This is a genomic window from Micropruina sp., assembly GCF_047606665.1.
GTDB lineage: Bacteria > Actinomycetota > Actinomycetes > Propionibacteriales > Propionibacteriaceae > Micropruina.
Map to the genome: position 1 here is coordinate 134,862 of NZ_JASGEF010000007.1, position 20,889 is coordinate 155,750.

Annotated in this window: 20 protein-coding genes; 10 read left to right on the forward strand and 10 right to left on the reverse strand. The window is 68.9% G+C overall.

The window, feature by feature from the left end; genetic code table 11:
* Entirely contained in the window at positions 1 to 1,068 is a 1,068-nt protein-coding gene (locus tag QM619_RS01470) for a LacI family DNA-binding transcriptional regulator (protein ID WP_415103562.1), read from the forward strand.
* 77 nt (positions 1,069 to 1,145) lie between these two features.
* A complete protein-coding gene (gene galK / locus QM619_RS01475; protein ID WP_415103565.1) occupies positions 1,146 to 2,345 on the forward strand; it encodes a galactokinase in 1,200 nt (399 codons plus the stop codon).
* Between the two features lie 17 nt (positions 2,346 to 2,362).
* On the opposite strand, the gene QM619_RS01480 is transcribed toward galK, so the two are convergent.
* The 4 genes from QM619_RS01480 to QM619_RS01495 all read right to left on the reverse strand — a co-directional run bounded on the left by QM619_RS01480 (position 2,363) and on the right by QM619_RS01495 (position 4,931).
* Positions 2,363 to 2,743: a hypothetical protein gene (locus tag QM619_RS01480; protein WP_415103567.1), complete on the reverse strand. Its 381-nt coding sequence runs from the start codon at positions 2,741 to 2,743 to the stop codon at positions 2,363 to 2,365.
* Positions 2,740 to 3,057 (reverse strand): hypothetical protein, encoded by a 318-nt coding sequence (locus QM619_RS01485; RefSeq protein WP_415103569.1) that lies wholly within the window; start codon positions 3,055 to 3,057, stop codon positions 2,740 to 2,742. The genes QM619_RS01480 and QM619_RS01485 overlap by 4 nt, the downstream gene beginning before the upstream one ends.
* Entirely contained in the window at positions 3,058 to 4,071 is a 1,014-nt protein-coding gene (gene galE / locus QM619_RS01490; RefSeq protein ID WP_415103571.1) for a UDP-glucose 4-epimerase GalE, read from the reverse strand. It lies immediately after the preceding gene.
* 92 nt (positions 4,072 to 4,163) lie between these two features.
* Positions 4,164 to 4,931: a DeoR/GlpR family DNA-binding transcription regulator gene (locus tag QM619_RS01495; RefSeq protein ID WP_415103573.1), complete on the reverse strand. Its 768-nt coding sequence runs from the start codon at positions 4,929 to 4,931 to the stop codon at positions 4,164 to 4,166.
* 103 nt (positions 4,932 to 5,034) lie between these two features.
* Here QM619_RS01495 and QM619_RS01500 point away from each other — a divergent pair, with 103 nt between their 5' ends.
* Positions 5,035 to 5,349, forward strand: a complete 315-nt coding sequence (locus QM619_RS01500; protein WP_415103575.1) for a DUF4406 domain-containing protein — start codon at positions 5,035 to 5,037, stop codon at positions 5,347 to 5,349.
* A 226-nt stretch (positions 5,350 to 5,575) separates the two neighbouring features.
* On the opposite strand, the gene alr is transcribed toward QM619_RS01500, so the two are convergent.
* From alr to QM619_RS01525, 5 genes are all read right to left on the reverse strand, one after another.
* Positions 5,576 to 6,697, reverse strand: a complete 1,122-nt coding sequence (gene alr / locus QM619_RS01505) for an alanine racemase (RefSeq protein WP_415103577.1) — start codon at positions 6,695 to 6,697, stop codon at positions 5,576 to 5,578.
* On the reverse strand, positions 6,694 to 7,515 hold the full coding sequence (locus tag QM619_RS01510) for a sulfurtransferase (protein WP_415103579.1): 822 nt from the start codon (positions 7,513 to 7,515) through the stop codon (positions 6,694 to 6,696). The genes alr and QM619_RS01510 overlap by 4 nt, the downstream gene beginning before the upstream one ends.
* Before the next feature lie 503 nt (positions 7,516 to 8,018).
* Positions 8,019 to 9,437 (reverse strand): 2-oxo acid dehydrogenase subunit E2, encoded by a 1,419-nt coding sequence (locus QM619_RS01515; RefSeq protein WP_415103927.1) that lies wholly within the window; start codon positions 9,435 to 9,437, stop codon positions 8,019 to 8,021.
* A 25-nt stretch (positions 9,438 to 9,462) separates the two neighbouring features.
* Positions 9,463 to 10,437 (reverse strand): alpha-ketoacid dehydrogenase subunit beta, encoded by a 975-nt coding sequence (locus QM619_RS01520; RefSeq protein ID WP_415103581.1) that lies wholly within the window; start codon positions 10,435 to 10,437, stop codon positions 9,463 to 9,465.
* Complete coding sequence (locus QM619_RS01525; protein WP_415103583.1) at positions 10,437 to 11,585, reverse strand: thiamine pyrophosphate-dependent dehydrogenase E1 component subunit alpha; 1,149 nt, start codon at positions 11,583 to 11,585, stop codon at positions 10,437 to 10,439. Before QM619_RS01525 ends, QM619_RS01520 begins: the two co-directional genes overlap by 1 nt.
* Positions 11,586 to 12,325: 740 nt before the next feature.
* Here QM619_RS01525 and QM619_RS01530 point away from each other — a divergent pair.
* The 5 genes from QM619_RS01530 to QM619_RS01550 all read left to right on the forward strand — a co-directional run bounded on the left by QM619_RS01530 (position 12,326) and on the right by QM619_RS01550 (position 18,498).
* On the forward strand, positions 12,326 to 13,510 hold the full coding sequence (locus tag QM619_RS01530) for an AAA family ATPase (RefSeq protein ID WP_415103585.1): 1,185 nt from the start codon (positions 12,326 to 12,328) through the stop codon (positions 13,508 to 13,510).
* Positions 13,511 to 13,684: 174 nt separating this feature from the next.
* Entirely contained in the window at positions 13,685 to 15,412 is a 1,728-nt protein-coding gene (locus QM619_RS01535; protein WP_415103587.1) for a cation:proton antiporter, read from the forward strand.
* Between the two features lie 251 nt (positions 15,413 to 15,663).
* Positions 15,664 to 16,599 carry a DUF4349 domain-containing protein gene (locus QM619_RS01540; protein ID WP_415103589.1) on the forward strand — a complete coding sequence of 312 codons (936 nt, stop codon included), beginning with the start codon at positions 15,664 to 15,666 and terminating at the stop codon, positions 16,597 to 16,599.
* Positions 16,600 to 16,733: 134 nt separating this feature from the next.
* Positions 16,734 to 17,030 carry a hypothetical protein gene (locus QM619_RS01545; RefSeq protein WP_415103591.1) on the forward strand — a complete coding sequence of 99 codons (297 nt, stop codon included), beginning with the start codon at positions 16,734 to 16,736 and terminating at the stop codon, positions 17,028 to 17,030.
* Between the two features lie 1,099 nt (positions 17,031 to 18,129).
* Positions 18,130 to 18,498: a DUF6788 family protein gene (locus QM619_RS01550; protein WP_415103593.1), complete on the forward strand. Its 369-nt coding sequence runs from the start codon at positions 18,130 to 18,132 to the stop codon at positions 18,496 to 18,498.
* Between the two features lie 8 nt (positions 18,499 to 18,506).
* Here the strand turns inward: QM619_RS01550 and QM619_RS01555 are convergent, their stop codons facing one another.
* Positions 18,507 to 18,854, reverse strand: a complete 348-nt coding sequence (locus tag QM619_RS01555; RefSeq protein WP_415103595.1) for a putative sulfate exporter family transporter — start codon at positions 18,852 to 18,854, stop codon at positions 18,507 to 18,509.
* On the opposite strand from QM619_RS01555, the gene QM619_RS01560 reads away from it, so the two are divergent.
* Together QM619_RS01560 and QM619_RS01565 are read left to right on the forward strand one after the other, a co-directional pair.
* The gene (locus QM619_RS01560; RefSeq protein WP_415103597.1) at positions 18,844 to 19,014 is read left to right on the forward strand and encodes a hypothetical protein; all 171 of its coding nucleotides are present in this window, start codon (positions 18,844 to 18,846) and stop codon (positions 19,012 to 19,014) included. The two genes, QM619_RS01555 and QM619_RS01560, sit on opposite strands and share 11 nt — an antisense overlap.
* A 177-nt stretch (positions 19,015 to 19,191) precedes the next feature.
* On the forward strand, positions 19,192 to 20,733 hold the full coding sequence (locus QM619_RS01565; RefSeq protein ID WP_415103599.1) for a phytoene desaturase family protein: 1,542 nt from the start codon (positions 19,192 to 19,194) through the stop codon (positions 20,731 to 20,733).
* The last annotated feature ends 156 nt before the right edge of the window (positions 20,734 to 20,889 follow it).

Sequence of the window (20,889 nt, forward strand, 5' to 3'; positions counted from 1 at the left end):
GTGAGGAAGCGGGTGACACTGGCCGATGTCGCGGCTCGCGCGGGCGTCTCGACCGCGTCCGCCAGCATGATCCTCAACAACCGGCAAGGCACCCGCCTCTCCGCCAAATCCGCCGAACGGGTGCGCGCCGCCGCAGCCGAGTTGCGCTACCGGCCCAACCATGCGGCTCGCAGCCTGCGGCTGGGATCGAGCCGGACGGTGGCCTTCCTCTCCGCCGACGTGACCACCACCCGCTTCGCGTCGGCGATGATCCAGGGCCTGCTCCGCGAGGCGGACGAGCGCGACCACACCGTGCTGATCGCCGAGACCGGCACCGATCCGGCCCGCACCGAGCAGGCACTGCTGACCATGCTCGATCGCGAACCCACCGCGGTGATCCTGGGCTTCATGGAGGCTCGGAAGATACACGTCCCTCCGGTGCCCTCGGACGTGCCGGTGATCCTGGTCAACGGCGCGAGCGACGAGGGGCATCCGACCGTGCTGCCCGACGATCACTCTGCCGGACGGAGGATCGCCGAGGCGCTGGCCGACGCCGGCCACACCGACATCGCCATCGTCGGCTACGACCCGAATCGCGCGCCCGACTGGGGCGAGACAGTCACCATCGGAGCTCGGTTCGCCGGCATCGACGAAGTGATCGCGGAACGCAGGCTGCGGGTGGCCGGCTACCGCGCCCCGCGCTGGGAGCCCGACATCGGGTTCGATGGCATGAACGAACTGCTGGATTCCGGTGCGACATTCACCGGCCTGATCTGCCTCAACGACCGGCTTGCCTTCGGTGCTTACCAGGCGATGCAACTCCGCGGCATCCGGATCCCCGACGACGTGTCGGTGGTGTCGTTCGACGACGACATCATCGCCGCGCACCTGCGTCCGGCGCTGACCACCGCGCTCCTCCCCTACGAAGAGATGGGACGCCGCGCGATGGAGATGGCGCTCGGCGACGGCGTCGACGCGGCCCACATCGTGGTGCCGATGCCGTTGCGCGTCCGCGATTCGGTCCGCACCCTACCCGCGGGGCGTTCCAGACGATCACCGGGCCGGCCACCGGCGGGGCCCACCGGCTGATCCCCACCGAGGTGGCGATCCGCCGCTCCTGCGGCTGCACCGTAGCCCGCTCAAACCACCTGACGAAGGAGTCGCACATGAGTGAATGGCAGCAGGCCTGGACGGCCGAGACCGGCGTCCGGACCGCGCAGGAGTTGTTCCGGCGAGCGTTCGGTGCCGAGCCGGACGGCGTTTGGGCGTCGCCGGGACGGGTCAATCTGATCGGCGAGCACACCGACTACAACGGGGGCCTGTGCCTGCCGATCGCGCTACCGCACCGCACCTATGTCGCGGCATCCGCCCGAAGCGACGGCCGCGTCCGGATGACCACCGACATCGGCACCGAACCGGTGTGGGAGGGCACCCTCGCCGAGCTGGCGCCGCGGAAGGTCTCCGGCTGGGTGGCCTACTGCGGCGGGCCGGCCTGGGCACTGACCGGCGCGGGCGTCGCCGTGCCGGGATTCGATCTCGCCGTCGCCTCCTGCGTACCGCTGGGCGCCGGGCTGTCGTCGTCCGCGGCCGTCGAATGCGCCGTCGGTCTGGCCCTGGCGCAGCTCGCCGGTCATCGACTGGACGCCGGCGACGCCGACCGTGCCCGGCTGGCGGCGCTGTGCGTCCGGGCCGAGAACGAGGTGGCCGGGGCGCCCACCGGCGGCATGGACCAGGCCGCCTCGCTGCGTGCTCAGGCCGGTCACGCGCTGCTGCTGGACTGCCGGGACGGCTCGGTCGAGCAGGTCCGGTTCGACCTGGACGCGGCCGGCCTGGCCCTGTTGGTGATCGACACCCGTGCCAGCCACTCGCTGGCCGACGGCCAGTACGGCGCCCGCCGGGCCGCCTGCGAGCGGGGCGCCGCCCGACTCGGGGTGACCACCCTGCGCGAGGTCACCGATCTGAACGCCGCGCTGGCGGCCCTCGACGATGACGAGGTGCGCCGCCGCGTCCGGCACGTCGTCACCGAGATCGGACGGGTCACCGACTTCGTCGCCGCCTCGGAGGCCGGCGACTGGGCCACCGCCGGACGCCTGATGGACGCCTCGCACGACTCGTTGCGCGACGACTACGAAGTGAGCTGCGTGGAACTCGACGTGGTCGTGGCGGCCGCCCGCGGCGCCGGCGCACTGGGCGCCCGGATGACCGGTGGCGGCTTCGGCGGCAGCGCGATCGCCCTGGTCAGGCCCGAGAAGATGGAGACCGTCGCCCACGCCGTCCGGGTGGCGGCGTCGGTGCGAGGGCTGCCGACGCCCGAGATCCACCTGGCCATCCCGTCCGATCCGGGAGCATGCCTGATCGAGCCGTAACCCCTCCGCCACGAAGGTCAGCGGTTCCGCGGCGCCCTCCTGTTCGTGGACGTCGTCGCAGTCGGGTGCGCGGCGGACGCGTTCGTCAGCCACACCACATGGGCGACGGGGTCGACGCAGTACCACAGTCGAGCTCCAGAGGAGATGTCGTACTGCCATTGCTCCAGTTCGACCCCACGAAGCGCCCGCCGGTCCAGCCGACCCTTGAGAGGCTTCTGCACATCGGTGCGCACGGTCAGCGCGGTGCGCAGACGCTCCTTGGCCTCGGCACAGTTGCCGGGAAACTGCTTCTCGAGCTCCGGAAAGCTGAGCGACTCCTTGGTGCCGAAGCGCAACTCCCACTCGTCGTCCGAGGGTGGAGGCGGGACCTGCTGTCCACGCTTCGCTCGTGGCGTCAACGATCGTCCACCGGAAGGTCGACCGGCACGTCGATCGAGGTGGCAAGGGAACGCGCCAGCGCAGGGTCGGCCCAGATCTCCGCGGCGTTGCGCCAGTCCTCGATCAGGGTGGCGAACGCCGAATACTTGCCGATCGAGGCGCTTGCTCGCAGGGTAGCGGCGGCCTCCTCAGCGAAGGCTCGGCGGTCATCCTCGGGCAGAAACGCCACCCACGGCAGGGTGGACGCCAATGCTTCGGAAAAGCGCCCGGCCAACTCGTCGTCGTGAACGAGGGCTGCCAACGCGGCCGAAAGAAGATCGGTGGCGCTTGGCAATCAGCCGGCGTAGCCGTCCGGGTTGTTCGACTGCCAACGGACGGTGTCGGCGCAGGCCTGGTCGAGACTGCGCTGTGCGCGCCAGCCGAGTTCGCGTTCGGCCTTGCTGACGTCGGCGTAGGAGGCGGCGACGTCACCGGGACGCCGCGCGACGATCTGATACGGAATGGTCACCCCGGACGCCTTCTGGTACGCCTCGATCACCTCGAGCACCGACAGCGGACGCCCGGTGCCGAGATTCCAGACGTGGCATCCAGCACCTTCACCGATCCGGGCCAGCGCGGCCAGATGGCCCTGGGCCAGATCCACCACATGGATGTAGTCGCGCAGGCCGGTGCCGTCGGGGGTCGGGTAGTCGTTGCCGAAGACCTGCAGCCCAGTACGGCGTCCGGCTGCGACCTGGGCGACGAACGGCAGCAGGTTGTTCGGCACGCCCTTGGGATCCTCACCGATCCGGCCCGACTCGTGGGCGCCGATCGGGTTGAAGTAGCGCAGCACCGCCACCGCCAACTCCTGATCGGCAGCGGCCGCGTCGGCGAGGATCTGCTCGATCATGTGCTTGGTCCAGCCGTACGGGTTGGTCGCACCGGTCGGCGCGTCCTCGGCGAACGGCGGCTCGGAGGCGCTGCCGTAGACGGTGGCCGAGCTGCTGAACACGATCCGGCCGCAGCCGTGCGCGGCCATCACCTCCAGCAGCGTGACGGTGGCCGCCACGTTCTCGCGGTAGTAGAGCAACGGCAGCTGCGTGGACTCGCCGACGGCCTTGCGGCCGGCGAAATGGATCACCGCGTCCGGACGGAAGCTGACGAAGGCGGCATCGAGAGCCGCGGCGTCCCCCACGTTGGCCTCGATGAACTCCGCGGGGCGTCCAGCCAGTTCGGCGACCCGGCGCAATGATTCCGGCGAACTGTTGGACAGGTCGTCCACGACCAGGACGTCGTGCCCTTCCTTCAGTAGCTCCACACTCGTGTGGGAACCGATATATCCGGCCCCACCCGTGACTAGGACGCGCATGCAAGATCCTCTCTGCTGATTGCTTTTCATTACCTCACCGGACGGCCGACGGCCGCCACCGATTGTCTGCCACGAGACCTCACTCGACTACCTCAGGGAGTGCGATCGTCGGTGTGAACGAGTATGACGCCGGCCGCCGCGAGTTCTCGCGAGGTGGGATCGTCCGCGGCCGCGTCGGTGATGATTCCGGCGACCGCGTCGAGCGGCAGGACGCCGTAGCGGGACGCCGCGCCGACCTTCTCGTCGCTGGCCAGCACGTAGGTCTCGGCGGCGCGGGACGCCAGGGCGCGTTTCATCGCGGCCTCGTCGGCATCGCCGGTGGTCAGCCCCGCGGTGGGGTGGACCCCGGTGACGCCGAGGAAGAACAGGTCGGCGCTGATCTTGTTCGCCGCCTCGACCGCCGCCGCCCCACAGGCGACCGCGGAGTGCTTGAACAGCTGGCCGCCGATCAGGAAGACGCCCGCTTCGTGGTTCAGGAGGGCCGCGGCGATGGTGGGGCTGTGCGTGATGATCGTGCCGCGGAAGCTCCGCGGGAGCGCCTCGACCATGGCGCGGGTGGTGGTGCCGCCGTCCAGGATGATCGTGGCGCCGGGTTCGATCAGCGCCACCGCGGCGGCCGCGACCCTGCGCTTGCTGTCCGGCGCGACCGTGGTGCGGGCCGCGTAGTCGACGATCGCCGGTGACGCCGGGAGCGCACCACCGTAGACACGCACCGCCAGGCCTGCCATGTCGAGTTCCCGCAGATCGCGGCGGATACTGTCCTCGGAAAGGCCCAGTTCGGCGGCGATCTCCTTGGCCACGATCCGCCCGTCACGGCGCAGCCGCTCCAGGAGCAACTCCTTCCGTGCCGCAGCGAGCATTTCCCACTCCTTCCCGTTCTTGCACGATTCTGCTGTATTGTGCCGGTTATGTGCAAGTCGCTGCTGATCTTGATCGCCGGTCCCTACGCCGCCGGCACCGGCGGTGACCCCGACCTACCTCGCGCGTCTCGAAGAGGCTGCCTGGCCGATCGTCCGTGCCGGCCACATTCCGATGATCGGCGAGTGGGTGGCGCTGCCGGTATTGCGCAGCGCGGGGGCCGACGGGCCGTCCGATCGGTTGGCGGCCGAGGTGATGTACCCCGCCGCCGAACGGCTGCTGCAGCACTGCGACGCAGTGCTACGGCTGCCCGGCGACTCGCGCGGCGCCGATCAGGACGTCACGATCGCGCAGGCCCGCGGCATCCCGGTGTACAACTCGCTGGACGAAGTCCCGGTTTCCTCCATTTCGAAGCAGTAACGGGCAGGCTCTGACCGCGCACTGGCCGCGGAGACCGGCTGGCTGCCGGCCGACCCTGATCGAGGCAATCCCGAAAATCGCCAAGTCGATTGCTCCGTGCCGGCGTGTCGCCCGGCTACTGGCAATCGACTTGGGGATTTTCGGGTTTTCCCCCGGCAGCCTCGGCGACCGCGAGTATCGACGCCCCGCACCATCCGGTGACGGGGGTCAGCGAGGTCGACACAGCTCAGACATAGTCGCGGGTCACCCGTCCGGTGATCAGGCAGGTCACCTCGTAGGGAATGGTGCCCATCAACTCGGCGACCTCGGCGACGGTGATCTCTTCGTCGCCGCGGCGTCCGATCAGCACTACCTCGTCGCCGAGTTCGGCGTCCGGTTCGGGGCCCAGGTCGACCATGGTCTGGTCCATGCAGACCCGGCCGGCGACCGGGTAGCAGCGGCCGCCGATCAGCACCCGGCCGCGGTTGGAGAGCAGCCGCGAGTAGCCGTCCCCGTAGCCGACCGGGATGGTGGCGATCCAGGTGTCCCGCGGCGCCGTCCAAGTTCGGCCATAGCCCACTGTCTCGCCCGCGGCTACGGGTTTCAGGAACGAGATGGCGGTGGCGAGCTCCAGGCCAGGGCGCAGTTCGACGGTGCGTTCGGCGTCCGGGTCGGGCAGGCTGCCGTAGATCATGATGCCGGGCCGGACCAGGTCGAACCAGCTGTCCGGGTGCCCGAGCACGGCGCCCGAGTTGGCCAGGTGTTTCAGTTCGACCGGGCCCGCTGCGGCCTCCACGGCGGCGGCGGTGGACGCGAAGATCGCGGTCTGCGCGCGGGTGAAATCGATGCCGGCCGGGCTGTCGGAGATCGGCAGATGACTGAACAGGCCCTGCAGCCGCAGGCCGTCGGCGGCGGCGATCCGGGCCGCCAGCGCCGGTGCGTCGGCGGGTTCGACCCCGACCCGGCGCATGCCGGTGTCCACCTTCAGGTGGACGTCGACACCGGTCAGGCCGATCCGCTCGGCCACCCGCGAGGTCTCCTCGACCGAGGCCTCGTCGACCACCGTGAGGGTGATCGCCGACGCCAGCGCCCCGCTGATCTCGTCGACGCCACGGGTCGGTGAGAGCTTCAGGATCGGCAGGCTGATGCCGGCCTTGCGCAGCTGGCGTCCCTCATCGACGGTGGCCACCCCGAGCCAGTCGGCGGCGCCCCGCAGCTCGATCATGGACGCCACGGCGAGCGCCCCGTGCCCGTAGGCGTTGGCTTTCACGGCGGCCAGCACCAGCCGGTCGCCGACCCGCGACCGGACGCCGCGCAGGTTGGCCTCGATGTTGTCCAGCAGGGTGCGGGCCGTCGTCGGGTAGGTCATGCGCGCTCATCTCCGGTGGCGATAGGACGCGCCGGGTCGCTGCTCCAGGCCGACCACGACCCCGGAAAGAGCGCGATCGGACGGTCGATGCTGGCGCCGGCGAGGACGATCTGGGCGGCGCTCACCCCCGACCCGCAATAGGCGGCCAGCGGACCTGGGCGATCGAGCAGCTGGGCGAGCCGCTCCGGGTCCGGAAGGCGTCCGTCGGCGGTGAAGAAATCGCTCACCGGAACGTTGGCCGCGCCGGGGATGTGGCCGGCGACCGGGTCGATCGGCTCGGTCTCGCCGCGGTACCGCTCGGGTGCGCGGGCGTCCATCAGGGTGCCGTCGAAGCCGGCGGCGTCGTCGGCCTCGATGGTCGGCAGCTGCCCGGTGGTCAGCGTCAACAAAACGGCTTCGACCTCGGTGTCGCCGCTGGTCAGCGGCCGGTTCTGCGCCGCCCAGGCGCCGATGCCGCCGTCCAGCACCCGGACGTCCAGACCGGCCCAGCGCAGCACCCACCACGCTCGCGACGCGGCGAACGAGCCGGCCTCGTCGTAGACCACGACCGGACGGCTGCCGTCCACCCCGAGCTCGCCCAGTCCGCGGGCCAGGGTGTCGGCGTCCGGGAGGGGGTGACGTCCCTCGATCGGTTCGCCGTGCCGGGTCAGCACCGCCTCCAGGTCGAGGAAACGGGCACCCGGCAGGTGCGCTTCCCGGTAGCGTTCGCGTCCGGCGCCGGCGGGCTCGCCGAGCCGCCAGCGGACGTCCAACACGTCAACGTCCGCGAGGACGCCGTCCAGTTCGTCGGGAGTGATCAGTACATCGCCACGGGCCATGGCCCCAGCCTGTCAGACCCGGCCGCTGGTGATCACCCCTCGGCCCAGCGAAGAACGGGTGGGTTCCGGTACCGACTGCAATGCCGGGTTCCGCCGGCTGACCCGGGCTGTGATGCGATCCGGCGCGAGTCGAGCCACACGGCAGCCGATCGCGCGATCGGTGACTGGTTTCGGGATCGCCCACTGCTTTCATGAAATAGCCCGAAAGCAGTCATCGACCCTGTCAGCGGTCACCGATCGCGCGATCGGTCAGCCGGGATGACCCGGCCCAAAGTCAACGGCCCCACCTGCGGCTGGTCGGGATGCCGGCGGCGCTGCCAGCCGACCATGGCGCCTGTGGAAACACCTCACAGAAGGCCTCGGAGTCGGACATGACCTCATCGTCCGGCGGGGTGAATCCATCGTCAATCCCGATGGGTCGAGCACCGGCTTTCGGCCGCAAACAACGATCCGGATCGGGCCGCGAGTGACCAGCCCAATCCGGATCGTTGTTTCAAGCCAGCTCAGAACATCATCGCCAGACCGGGGTCACCCAGGATCGCGGCCACGTCGCTGAGGAATTTCGAGGCCAGTTCGCCGTCCACCAGGCGGTGGTCGAAGGTCAGCGAGAGAGTGCACACCGAGCGAATCACGATCTGCTCGTCCGCGCCCTTGCCGATCACCCACGGACGCCGGGCGATGGTGCCCAGGCACATGATCGCCGACTCCCCCAGGTTCAAGATCGGCGTGCCGCCGTCCACCCCGAAGACGCCCACGTTGGTGATGGTGAAGGTGCCCTTCGTCATGTCCTCGGCGGGCACCTTGCCGGTCTTGGCGACCTGCACCATGTTGTGCAGCGCCTCGGCCAACTGCAGCAAGTTCATCTTGTTCGCCTGCTTGATGTTCGGCACCATCAGCCCGCGCGGGGTGGCCGCCGCGATGCCCAAGTTCACGTCCTCGTTGCGGACGATCTCGCTGGCGGCCATGTCGAGGGTCGAGTTCAGGTCGGGATTGCGGGCGATCGCCAGGCAGGCCGCCTTGGCGAAGATCAGCAGCGGCGACACCCGCAGGCCGGCGAACTCTCTCCGCTCTCGCAGCCGCTCCACCAGCTCCATGGACGCCGTCACGTCGGCCTGCATGATCACCGTCGCGGTCGGCACCTTGAACGACTCTGCCATGGTGCGGGCCATCTCGCGGCGGACGCCCTTCAGCGGCACCCGCGAGGTCACCCCCGTCGCCTCGGGCGTGCCACGGGAGAGCACGGCCGCGCTCAGCACGTCGTCGGCGGTAATGGTGCCGTCTGGACCGGTGCCGTCCACGGCGTCCAGATCCAGGCCCAGGTCGCGGGCCAGCCGGCGCACCGGCGGCTTGGCCAGCGCCCGCTTGGCCGCCGATGCCGGACGCGGCGTCCTGCCGGGACGCGGCAGCGGCTCACCGGTGGGTTCGGCGGTGAGCGGTCCGGTCGTCGTCGACTGATCGATCGGACGGGAGACCGGCTGGTCGGCGGCGTAAGAGTCGTGCACCTGGTCGGTGACGGGTCCGATCGGCTTGCCGACGCCGCTCGGCGCCTTTCGCGGACGCCGGGCCAGCGACGACGACTTGACGCCGTAGCCGACCAGGAACGCCTCGGAGGCCGGGGTCGGCTCGGCAGATGCCGCCGGCACAGCCGGGGTCTCGACCGCCTCGACAGGGGACGCCGCCGGCTCGGACGACGCTGCCGCGACCCCGTCGTCGATCAGCACGATCGGCGCGCCCACCGCGACAGTCGCACCCTCGTCGACCATCAGCCGGGCGATCCGTCCGGCCCACGGCGAGGGCAACTCCACGATCGACTTGGAGGTCTCGATCTCGACCAGGATGTCGTTGACCTTCACCTCGTCGCCCTCGGCGACCACCCAGCGGACGATGTCGGCCTCGACCAGTCCCTCACCGGGATCGGGCAGGTGGAATTCCTTCATCGCTATCTCCTCAGTAGGCCATGGAACGGTCGACGGCGTCGAGCACCCGATCGAGATCGGGCAGGTACGAGGATTCCACCCGGCTCGGCGGATACGGAATGTCATAGCCGGTGACCCGCAGAACCGGCGCCTGCAACGAGTAGAAGCAGGACTGCTGCAGCCGGGCGGCGATCTCGGCACCCATGCCGAGGGTCATCACGGCCTCATGCACGACGATCGCCCGGCCGGTCTTGGTCACCGACTCGATGACGGTGGCCATGTCGAGCGGCGCGAGCGAACGCAGGTCGATCACCTCGATGTCGTGGCCCTCCTCGCCGGCCGCGATGGCGGCCTCGACGCAGGTCCGCACCATCGGCCCGTAGCTGATCAGGGTGAGATCGTCGCCTGGCTTCACCACCCGCGCCTGGAACAGCGGCATCGGCTCGGCCTCGGTGTCCACCTCGCCCTTCTCGTGGTAACGCCGCTTCGGCTCGAAGAAGACGATCGGATTGTTCGAGGCGATCGCCTGCTGCACCATCCAATAGCCGTCCAGCGGGTTCGAGCAGGTCACCACCTTCAAGCCCGGCGTATGCGCGAAGTAGGTCTCCGGCGATTCCGAATGGTGCTCGATCGCGCCGATGCCGCCGCCGTAGGGAATGCGAATGACGATCGGCATCTTCAGCTCGCCGTGGGTTCGGTAGCGCAGCCGGGAGATCTGCGAGACGATCTGGTCGAAGGCGGGATAGACGAAGCCGTCGAATTGGATCTCGACGACCGGGCGATAACCGCGCATGGCCAGCCCGACCGCGGTACCCAGAATGCCCGATTCGGCCAGCGGCGAGTCGACCACCCGGTCGGCTCCGAAATCGCGCTGCAGATGTTCGGTGATCCGGAACACACCACCGAGCTTGCCAATGTCCTCGCCGGCCAGCAGCACCTTCGGGTCGGCCTCCAGCGCGCGGCGCAGGCCCGCGTTCAACGCCTTCGCCAGCGTCATCGTCGGCATCAGAAGGCCTCCTGAACCTGAGATTGGGTGTGTTCGGCGGCGGCGTCCGGGTGATCGGCGAAGCCGGCCTCGTATTCGAGGTAGTCGTCGTACTGCTCCAGCAGCACCTCGCCGGGATCGATCACCGCATAGCCGAAGAAGTCGTCCAGCTTGGGTTCCGGGAGCCGCACACAGCCCTCGCGGACGCGGATCGCCAGCTCTTCGCATTCGGCGTCCAGGGCGTCCAGCCAGGCCTGATCGATCGCGCCATTGTTCTGCAGATAGGTCTGCACCCGGCTGATCGGGTCACGCTGCCGCCACTTTTCGGTTTCGTCGTTGCTGCGGTATTTGGTCGGGTCGTCCGAGGTGGTGTGGGCGCCCATCCGATAGGTGTAGGCCTCGATCAGCGTCGGCCCCTCACCGCGGCGCGCCCGCTCCAGCGCCCAGCTGGTGACCGCGTGCACGGCCAGGACGTCGTTGCCGTCGACCCGGATGCCGGGGAAGCCGAAGCCGGACGCCCGCCGGTACAGCGGAATCTTCGACTGCAACGCGATCGGCTCGGAGATGGCCCATTGGTTGTTCTGGCAGAAGAACACCACCGGGGCGGTGTACGAGGCGGCGAAGATGAAGGCCTCGTTGACGTCGCCCTGGCTGGTCGCCCCGTCGCCGAAGTAGACGACGGTGGCACCGTTGGCGGCCGGGTCGGCGTTGCCCACCAGCCCGTCGCGCTGCATGCCCATCGCGTAGCCGACGGCATGCAGGGTGTGGGTGCCGATCACGAAGCTGTAGGAGTGCATGCCCTCGACATCATTGGCCCAGGCGGCCATTCCGGTGCCGCGGAAGGTGGTCAGCATCTCGACCGGATCGACGCCCAGGTGCATCGCGATGGCGTGCTCGCGGTAGCAGGGGAAGACGAAGTCGGGCAGCCGGACGGCGTTGACCGAGCCGACCTGCGCGGCCTCCTGACCAAGCGACGGCGGCCACAGGCCTAGCTCGCCCTTGCGCTGCAAGGCGGTGGCTTCGCTATCGAATCGCCTAGCCAGCACCATTTCGCGCAGATACCCGGCGACGGCTTCATCACTGCCGTCGAAGCTGAACTCCGGGTGCCGGACGCGTTCGCCGTCCGGAGTGAGGAGTTGGACGAAGTCGTCTACAGCGGGGTCGGACACGTCGGGAATCCTTTCGAGTCGCCCGGACGGGCACTCTCCGTATGAGGGGCTAACTTACCGGTTACGTAACCGTAGGTCAAAGGCGACGGCAGGCTCACCGCGGAGATCGATCGGTCGGTCAGAGCGGTGTTCCGGGCTCCTCTCCGGGGCTTCGTCGCCCGCGTCCACCTTCTACCTCGGGACGCGTCGGGTCGAGATCCCGCGCCAAGAGATCCTCGAGAAGGCCGCGCTCCCCGCTCGATCTGGGGTCGGCGTCCACTCTCCGCGCTGTCGCCAATCGCTGGCCGAGGGCCCACCGGCAGTCGATTCACCATCCTCGAAGAGGCCGAGACCCGGACGTAGATAAGGTTCGAAACCCTCCGCGGCCGGCGCCTCGCGATCGAATCGGACCTCGGCCCTACCGCGCTCGATCATGGTCTTCTCGAATTCCCGGCGGCTTAGCGTTCCGTCCCGATGCATCGCCTCGAGCGCCTGCAGGTAGGCCGCCCGGCGCGCCGAGGGCCACGAGTCGTGCGTCTCAGCATTCCGGGGATAGGGCTCGACACCGCGCAGCGGTTCGCTCGCGCCGCCCGGCGCCCCCTTGCGTCCACCCATGACGGGAGCATAGAACCCGGTCGCACCCCGATGGTCGTCGGCGGGGTACTCGCCAAGCCACCCGCAAGCGCTGAATGAGGACGGCGATCTGCGACACTCTCGCGCAATCTGCGGCGATCGCTAGAGATCGCCATACAGTCACATTCGTGGATCCGATCAGAAACCCGTACGCACCTGGGGCCGGCCAACGCCCGCCCGAGTTGGCCGGACGCGACCCGCAGTTGGAGGCGTTCCGTTTCGTCCTGGAGCGGGTGGCGCGCGGACGCCCCGAGCGGTCGATCGTGCTGGTCGGGCTGCGCGGGGTGGGCAAGACGGTGCTGCTCAACGCCACCCGGTCGCTCGCCGTCCGAGCCGGCTGGGGCACCGGCAAGCTGGAGGCTCGCCCCGACCAGGGCATCCGGCGTCCGCTCGGTGCCGCGCTGCACATGGCGATCCGCGAACTCGGGCACCCGGACGCCGTCGCCGTCCTGTCCACGCTGAAGGCGTTCGTGGAGCGGGCGGCGCCGGCCAACACCAAGGCGTACGACCGGTGGAACTCGGGCATCAGCGCACCCACCGTGACCGGTCGGGCCGACTCCGGCGACATCGAGATCGACCTGGTCGAGTTGCTCACCGATGTTGCCGGACTGGCTGCTGACCAGGGCAAAGGCGTCGCAGTGTTCATCGACGAGATGCAAGACCTGGGCCCGGACGACGTCTCCGCGCTCTGCGCGGCCTGCCACGAGCTGGGTCAGCAGGGGCTGCCGCTGATCGTGGTGGGCGCCGGCCTGCCGCACCTGCCGGCGGTGCTCAGCGCGTCCAAGTCGTACTCGGAGCGGCTGTTCTCCTACGCCCGGATCGACCGACTCGACCGCGAATCTGCCGACCTGGCGCTGGCTGCGCCGGCCGCGGACGAGGGTGCCGAGTTCACTCCCGAAGCGCTGGAGGCCATGTATCGGATCACCGGCGGGTATCCGTATTTCGTCCAGGCCTACGGCAAGGTGGTTTGGGACCTCGCGCCGAACACGCCGATCACCGCCGAGGACGTCGCGGTAGCCGCCCCCGAGGCCGAGCACGAGCTCGCGGTCGGCTTCTTCGGCTCCCGGCTGGAACGGGCCACCGCAGCCGAGCGGGAATACCTGCGGGCGATGGCGGACGCCGACGCCGACGACGCGGGCGCCGTCCCGTCCGCACTGGTCGCCGAGACCCTGGGCCGCAAGCCCCAGTCGCTCTCCCCCGCCCGCGACGCGCTGATCAAGAAGGGCCTGATCTACGCCAGCGAGCGCGGCCGGATCGCGTTCACCGTGCCGCACTTCGGACGCTTCCTGCGGGCCCAGGCAGAGGCGGCCTGAGCGACCGTTGGTCGAACGGGACCGATCCGTTGGTCGAGCTTGTCGAGACCCTGGCAGACCTGATTCGACACGCTCAAATCAACGGTGGGTGCTCAATCAACCCTGGGTTCTCGATCGATGGGGTTGCGCGATCGGCGGTGGCTCCGCGTCCGGCCGAAACGGCATGCTGAACCCGTGGAACCCGAACACGTCGTCATCGTGCTGACCGTTGCGCTGCTCTGCATCGCCGGGGCGTCGGCGCTGAGTGGCGCGACCCGGATCGCCGCTCCCCTGCTGCTGGTCGTCTTCGGCGGCGCGATCGGCTTCCTGCCCGGCTTTCCGAGCCTGGAGATCGAACCGGAGTGGGTGCTGATCGGGGTGCTGCCGCCCCTGTTGTTCTCGGCCGCGGCGTCCATGCCGGCGATGAGTTTCCGCCGCGAGTTGCGCTCGATCACCGGCCTGTCCGTCTTCCTGGTCGTCGTCAGCAGCCTCGCGCTGGGCTGGTTCTTCAGCGCCGCGCTCGACATCTCGCTGGCCTGGGGCGTCGCGTTGGGCGCCATCGTCAGTCCGACGGACGCCGTCGCGACCGCGATCGCGCGCCGGGTCGGCGTCCCGCAACGGGTGCTCACCATGCTGGAGGGCGAAAGCCTGCTCAACGACGCCAGCGCGCTGGTGCTGCTGCGTTCGGCGGTGGCCGCCGCGGCCGGCAGTGTCGCCCTCGGTGGCGTCGTCCTCGACTTCCTGTGGGCGGTCGCCGCCGCGGCGCTGATCGGCTTCGTGGTCGGCTGGCTGCACCTGTGGCTGCGCTCGAAGCTGGACGATCCGGCGCCGTCCACGGTGATCTCCTACGCCACCCCGTTCCTGGCAGCGGTGCCTGCCGAGCAGCTCGGGGCGTCCGGACTGGTGGCGGCGGTGACCGCCGGCCTGGTCGCCGGCTACGGCGCGCCGCGACTGCTGTCGCCGCGCGCCCGGCTCTCGGACGGGCAGAACTGGAAGACCATCGAGTTGGTGCTGGAGAGCGGCATCTTCGGTCTGATGGGGCTGCAATTGCATGGCCTGATCACCCATGCCGACCACAGCCATGGTGCGATGGCGACGGTGGCATGGGTGGCCGCGGTCGGGCTGCTGGGCACGGTGGTGATCCGGGCGATCTATGTCGCCTTGCTGGTCGCCACCATCACCCGTCGCACCCGACGCAAGCAGAGCCGCCAGGAACGCATGACCATCTGGCAGGACTACCTGGAGCGACGGTTGGCGAATCCGGACGCCGTCCCCCAGCCACCGTTTGCGCCCGATCCACGTCGAGCCGGGCCGGCCAACGCGGCGATGGCGGCGAAAGCGGCCCAGGTCGCGGCCGCCCGGAAGGGCTGGCGAACCCCCTGGAGCGCCGAACGGATCACCCAGGTCCTCACCCGGCTGCGGCGCGAGCGGGCCACCGTCGACTATCTGGTCAGCAACCCGATCGGAGCGCGCGAGGGCGGCTTGCTGATCTGGGCCGGCATGCGCGGCGCGGTGTCGTTGGCCGCCGCGCAGACGTTGCCGTCCGACACGCCGGGACGCCCGATGCTGCTGCTGGTCGCGTTCGTGCTGGCCGGCGGCTCGCTGTTGCTGCAGGGCGCCACACTGCCGCTGGTGGTGGGCAAGTTGAGCCGTCCGGTCACCGACGAGGACCGCCAGGGGGAAGCCGAGGAGCGGGAACGGCTGTTCGATCTGCTCCGGCAGACCGCTGAGCAGGAACGCACACGGGTTTCCGGACGCGAACTGAAACGCGTCGAACTCGACGTCCTGCAGGCACAACGGACGGCGCTGCTGGACGCCCGCGACGACGGCGTCTTCGATGCCGAGGTGCTCACCCATGCGTTGGCCGTGGTGGACGCCGGACAGATCGGCCTCGAATTACGTGGCTCGCCAGAAGACGGGTGAGTTCGAACCGGTTTCTAGTGGTTACGAAGGGCCGGAGCGGCACCGATTCATGCTCGAACCACTTTCTGGTTGATCTCAGCTCGGCTGCCCGGCGCCATTTCAACCACAAACCGGCTCAAGGCCGGCCTGACGCCGGGCAGCCCGGTGATAACCACCCAAAACCGGTTCGAGCGGACCTCTCCAGTCCCGCGGGCATCGCGGAAATCGACGGACGCTGCAACGTATCTGCCCGTGCCCGCGTGGTTGAGGGCATGGGTGCGTCTCGACTTCGCCGGTGGCTTCCTGCTCTGTTGCTGTCCGGGGTGATCGGGCTGGTCGGCTGCAGCCAGACCACACCGTCGGTCAGCGCGCCGGAGGTGGGCCGAGCGGCCGACGGCGTCTTACCGGCCGCGACTGCGGCGCCCAGCGAGGCCAGCCGGGCCGACGAACGACAGATCGTCCGGACCGGGGCGCTGTCGTTGCGCTGCACCGACCTGGCGGCGACCGCCGGACAGCTGCGGCAGCTGGCCGAGAGCATGGACGGCTTCGTGGCGTCCGAATCGATCTGGACGACCGCGGATTCGGCCGACGCCAGCTCCCGCATCGTGCTCAGCGTGCCGACCGAGAACCTCGACCGGTTCATGACGGACGCCGCAAAGCTCGGCGAGTTGGTCACCCGGTCGGTCACCGCGCGGGACGTCACCGAACAGGTAGTGGACGTCAAGGCCCGGATCCGGACGCTGCGCGAGTCGATCGGCCGGATCCGAGCCCTGATGGACAAGGCCGGCTCGATCACCGAGATCGCCCGGGTCGAGAACGAGCTGACCGAGCGGCAGTCGGAACTGGAGGCGCTGCTGGCCAAGCAGAAGGCGCTGAAGAACCAGGTGGAGCGGGCACCGGTCACCGTCACGCTGCTGAGGCCCGATCAGCCCGACCCACAGAATCCCTTCCTGACCGGACTGGCCCAGGGCTGGGAGGCACTGCAGAACTCGATCGCAGTGCTGTTCACCGTGCTCGGTGGCATCCTCCCGTTCGCCCTGATCGGCGCGGTGATCGCCTGGCCGATCGCGCGCCGCTACCGCCGCCGGGTAGCAGCTCCGAAACCCCCGGCGACAACGTCCGATACACCCGACGCGGAGACCTCGCCGGCGTCCGGACAGGCACCGTCAGGCAAACCAGCAGGTGACCAGACCGAGCAGAACGAGTGATTGGCTCAACGGAACCTCTTGGGCCGACCGGGCCGCCAGGCCGTCATCCGGGCGAGACAAAGCCCCGCGGTGCCTAACCGGCTGAGCCAGACAGAGGGCCGTTGTCCACGGGGCGATGTCTCTACGATAACAGCGTGTCGGCACCATCGCATCAGCCCTTCGGCTCCGTTCAAGCCGAGCGCTGGCTGAGCGCACCGCGCTACCGACGCTATCTCAACGTCGCCAGCGGCGATCACGGCTTGGCGACGGACGTCTACCTGTGGAACTCGCGCGTCGCTGCCGCTGGGATCGTCGACGTATGGCATCACGAGATCGCTGTGCGGAACACCTACGACCGCGAACTCATCCGGCGATTTCCCGACTGCGCGATCGACCCACAGTCGCGACTTTTCAGGAAGGTGCGAAATGAGTTCACTATTCCCGCTGAGTAGTCACACCTTCCCCCATCTTGCTAAAGAGATGGTTGTGGCTGGCCTCTCAGTTTCGCTCCGCCCGTCGACAGCTCTGGATACGATTCCCGAGGGTGCGATTAGTCACACCTACGTCATACCATTTCGGTCTGATAATACGTGCTTGGCCGTGATACTTTCCGATCTTCGATTGATGATACCGGGTGGCACTCGTAGCGGGGGTGAGAGTTGGTTGGACACGGGCAGACGCGAGGTACTTGAAGAGACGGGACATCGACTGACGCGAATAGTGCCGTTTGCTGCATTCAGAGTTCAGGATCCTGGCGGCGCTGTGACCTATCGCGCAGTGTGCTGGGGCGACGCGACTTTGGACGAAGTGGACGTGAACGACCCTGATGGGGCGGCCGGTGTTGCCGGTCTGCTATATCTTCGTTGGAGTGTGGCGCCGTCCCTATTCGCCCTCACGAGGCGGCCCGACCTGGGAGAGCTGTATCCTCTAGCGGCTCAGGCTCGGGGCAACGCGACGCGCCGACACCGGAAGGTTGGCGAATCGTGACCCCGCTACATTTCGCGTCTGTTAGGGAAGCGCTGATCATTCACGTCTGATCATTCACGTCATCACGGGCTCCGACACGGATCTCGGGTGGGAGAGATCCCGGATCAAGTCCGGGATGACGATGGAGGGACTTTGATCAGCGCATCCTCAGCTTGCGATTAAACCTCGGTGATGGGGTCATGCGGCCCTTTTGATGGCCGGGCGGTGGGCGGCCAGCAGGTCCCGCATCGCTTCATTGTCGACTCACCGCGGTTCAGGGCCTTGTAGAGGCTGCCGTGGGAACGGCGGAAGACCGGCTCCAGGCTCAATGCCGGCACCGAGGAGATCGGTGTGGGCGCGCACAGCATCGCCTCGCACAGCTCGAAACTGGCGTCGGGCCACCTGGTCCAGGCCCCGTGGAAGCCGGCGCGGACGTTTCGTAGGTGCTGAAGGTCACCAGCAACGCTTGGTGGACGGTCGGTGGTGGGAGTGATCATCCATGCCTCCTCAGACAGTAGATATACTGTCTGCGATCGGACAGGGAATCGATCCGACACGCCGACCACCGACCGACGGGAGTCCGCCATGGCACGCTCAACGGCGCAACGACTAGCGGTACTGCAGCGGCGCTACCGCACGCTCGCCGCACAGCTCGCTGACGTGGGCTACATCGCCGCGGGCAGCATCACCCGGCGCCACACCCGATGCGCCAACCAGAACTGCCGTTGCCGCGCCGACCCACCGCAGATGCATGGCCCCTACTGGCAGTGGACCGCCAAGGTCGACGGCAAAACCGTGACCCGAAGACTCACCCAGACCGAAGCCGAGCTCTACCAGCAGTGGATCGACAACGACCGGCAACTACGCGCCATCACCGCACAGATGCGAGAGGTCGCCGCCCAGGCCACCGACCTCATCCTGCACGACGCCACTGCCACGCAGGCCGAGGTCTAATCGCAAGCTCAGGCGAGCCCGCAGGTAACCAGACCGAGCAGGCCGACGACGACGGTGGCGATCAGGTCGAGCAAGACCGGACGGAGTCCGGCCCGGCGTAGTACCGAGGCGTGCAGCGAGATGCCGAGGGCGAACATGGCCGCGGACAGCAGTCCGGTCTGCAGCAGGCCGGCCAGTTGCAGCACCGGCGCGGGCAGCACTCCCAGGCTGCGCACCAGCACGGCGGCCAGGAAGCCGGCGACGAACAGCGGGACCAACGGCTGACCGCCACGGACGCCGTGACCACCGCGTTGACCGGCCGCGATCACGGCCAACACCGGCGCCAGCAACAACACCCGCGCCAGCTTGACCACCACGGGGGCGCTCAGCGTGTCGGCGCTGGCGTCCCGGATGACGCCGTCCAAGGTCCGCGAGATCGGCCCGCTCGCGTTGCTCGCGGCGCAACGGATCTCGATCTGGATGGGCTCGACGACCGGCGGACAGGGATCGCCGGAACCGAACGGCCTGGCCCGCTGAGGAAACGCTTGATCATTCACGTCATCCGGGACCTTCATTCACGTCATCCCGGACTTGATCCGGGATCTCTCCCGCCGGAGATCCCGTGTCGGAGCACGGGATGACGTGAATGATCAGCGCTTCACTAGCGACAATGGTGGACCTCAGGCAGTGACATTCGACGAGCAAAGGCATTCGATGCAGAAGACGATCGCGATCATCGGCGGCGGCCACAACGCCCTCACCGCGGCGGCCTACCTGGCCAGGGCCGGGGCGGCGGTCACCGTGTTGGAGCGCCTGGATCACGTCGGTGGCGCGGCGCTGTCGGCGCCGGCGTTCCCCGGCGTGGACGCCCGGCTCTCGCGCTACGCCTACCTGGTCAGCCTGATGCCGAAGCAGGTGATCGACGACCTGGGCGTTCCGTTGCGGCTGGCCCGGCGCCGTTACTCGTCCTACACCCCGATACCGGGCACTGATCGCGGCCTGCTGATCGACAACGGTGATCCGGACGCCACCCGTGCCTCGTTCGCATCCATCGGCGCCGCCGGCGACGCGGCCGGCTTCGCCTCGTTCTATGACCGCACCACGGCCGTGGCGCAGGCGCTGTTCCCCACCCTGACCGATCCACTGCCCACCCGTGAGCGGGCGAAAGAGCTTGTCGGAGCCGATTGGGCAGCCCTGTGCGAGCGTCCGATCCAGGAGATGATCTCGGACGCCGTCGCCGACGACCTGGTCCGCGGCGTGATCGCGACGGACGCCCTGATCGGCACCTTCGCCGCCGTCGACGACCCCAGCCTCGAGCAGAACCGCTGCCTGCTGTACCACGTGATCGGCGGCGGCACCGGCGACTGGGACGTTCCGGTGGGCGGCATGGGCGTGGTCAGCGACGGGCTGCGCGCGGCCGCGGAGGCGGCCGGGGCGACGCTGATCACCTCGGCCGAGGTGACCTCGGTGACCCCGGACGGCGAGGTGACTTGGCGCCACGGCGACGAGGAGCATCGACTCGGTGCCGACCTGGTGCTGTGCGGGGCGGCGCCGTCCGTGCTGGCTCGGTTGCTCGGCGAGGACGCCCCGCGGGTCGAGGGCGCGCAGGCCAAGGTGAACATGCTGCTCACCCGGCTGCCCCGGCTGCGTCAGCAGATCGCGCCCGAGGCGGCGTTCGGCGGCACCTTCCACATCAACGAGACCCTCACCCAGCTCAACGCCGCCTACGCGCGGGCGGCCGCCGATGCGGTGCCCGATCCGCTGCCGGCCGAGATCTACTGCCATTCGCTGACCGACCCGAGCATCCTCGGCCCCGAACTGCGCGCGCAGGGTTGGCAGACCCTCACCCTGTTCGGGCTGCATGTGCCGGACCGGCTGGTCGACAGCCACGGCAACGACCCGCTGCGCACCGAGCTGCGTGCCGCGGTGCTGGCCACGCTCGATTCGGTGCTGGCCGAACCGATCGAACCGCTGCTGGCCATCGACGGCAACGGCGAGCCCTGCCTGGAGGTGAAGACCACCCGTGACATCGAGGACGCCCTGGCGATGCCGGGCGGGAACATCTTCCACGGTTCGCTGTCCTGGCCGTGGGCGGACGCCGACGATCCCCTGGACACCCCCGCCCGCCGCTGGGGCGTGGACAGCGGCCACGACGGCATTCTGCTCTGTGGCGCCGGTGCCCGACGCGGCGGCGGCGTCAGCGGCGTAGGCGGTCACAACGCCGCCATGGCCGCCATCGAGCTGCTGGGGCTATGAAGGGTCTCTTGGCGACCCATCGGCAGGACGCCTGACCACCCGCCGACAGCCAGCGCCGCCGACCTTTGGCCACGCGCCGTTGGCTCGCCCTCTGTGCATGTCTCTGCGTTTTAAGAGCAAATTTCGTAAGAAATTGACGTAGAGACGCTCTTTAAC

Excerpts from the sequence above, each read along its gene's own strand:
- galK (WP_415103565.1), top strand. The coding sequence starts at position 1,146 with ATGAGTGAATGGCAGCAGGCCTGGACGGCCGAGACCGGCGTCCGGACC.
- galE (WP_415103571.1), bottom strand. The coding sequence starts at position 4,071 with ATGCGCGTCCTAGTCACGGGTGGGGCCGGATATATCGGTTCCCACACG.
- QM619_RS01495 (WP_415103573.1), bottom strand. The coding sequence starts at position 4,931 with ATGCTCGCTGCGGCACGGAAGGAGTTGCTCCTGGAGCGGCTGCGCCGT.
- alr (WP_415103577.1), bottom strand. The coding sequence starts at position 6,697 with ATGACCTACCCGACGACGGCCCGCACCCTGCTGGACAACATCGAGGCC.
- QM619_RS01510 (WP_415103579.1), bottom strand. The coding sequence starts at position 7,515 with ATGGCCCGTGGCGATGTACTGATCACTCCCGACGAACTGGACGGCGTC.
- QM619_RS01520 (WP_415103581.1), bottom strand. The coding sequence starts at position 10,437 with ATGCCGACGATGACGCTGGCGAAGGCGTTGAACGCGGGCCTGCGCCGC.
- QM619_RS01540 (WP_415103589.1), top strand. The coding sequence starts at position 15,664 with ATGGGTGCGTCTCGACTTCGCCGGTGGCTTCCTGCTCTGTTGCTGTCC.
- QM619_RS01550 (WP_415103593.1), top strand. The coding sequence starts at position 18,130 with ATGGCACGCTCAACGGCGCAACGACTAGCGGTACTGCAGCGGCGCTAC.
- QM619_RS01565 (WP_415103599.1), top strand. The coding sequence starts at position 19,192 with ATGCAGAAGACGATCGCGATCATCGGCGGCGGCCACAACGCCCTCACC.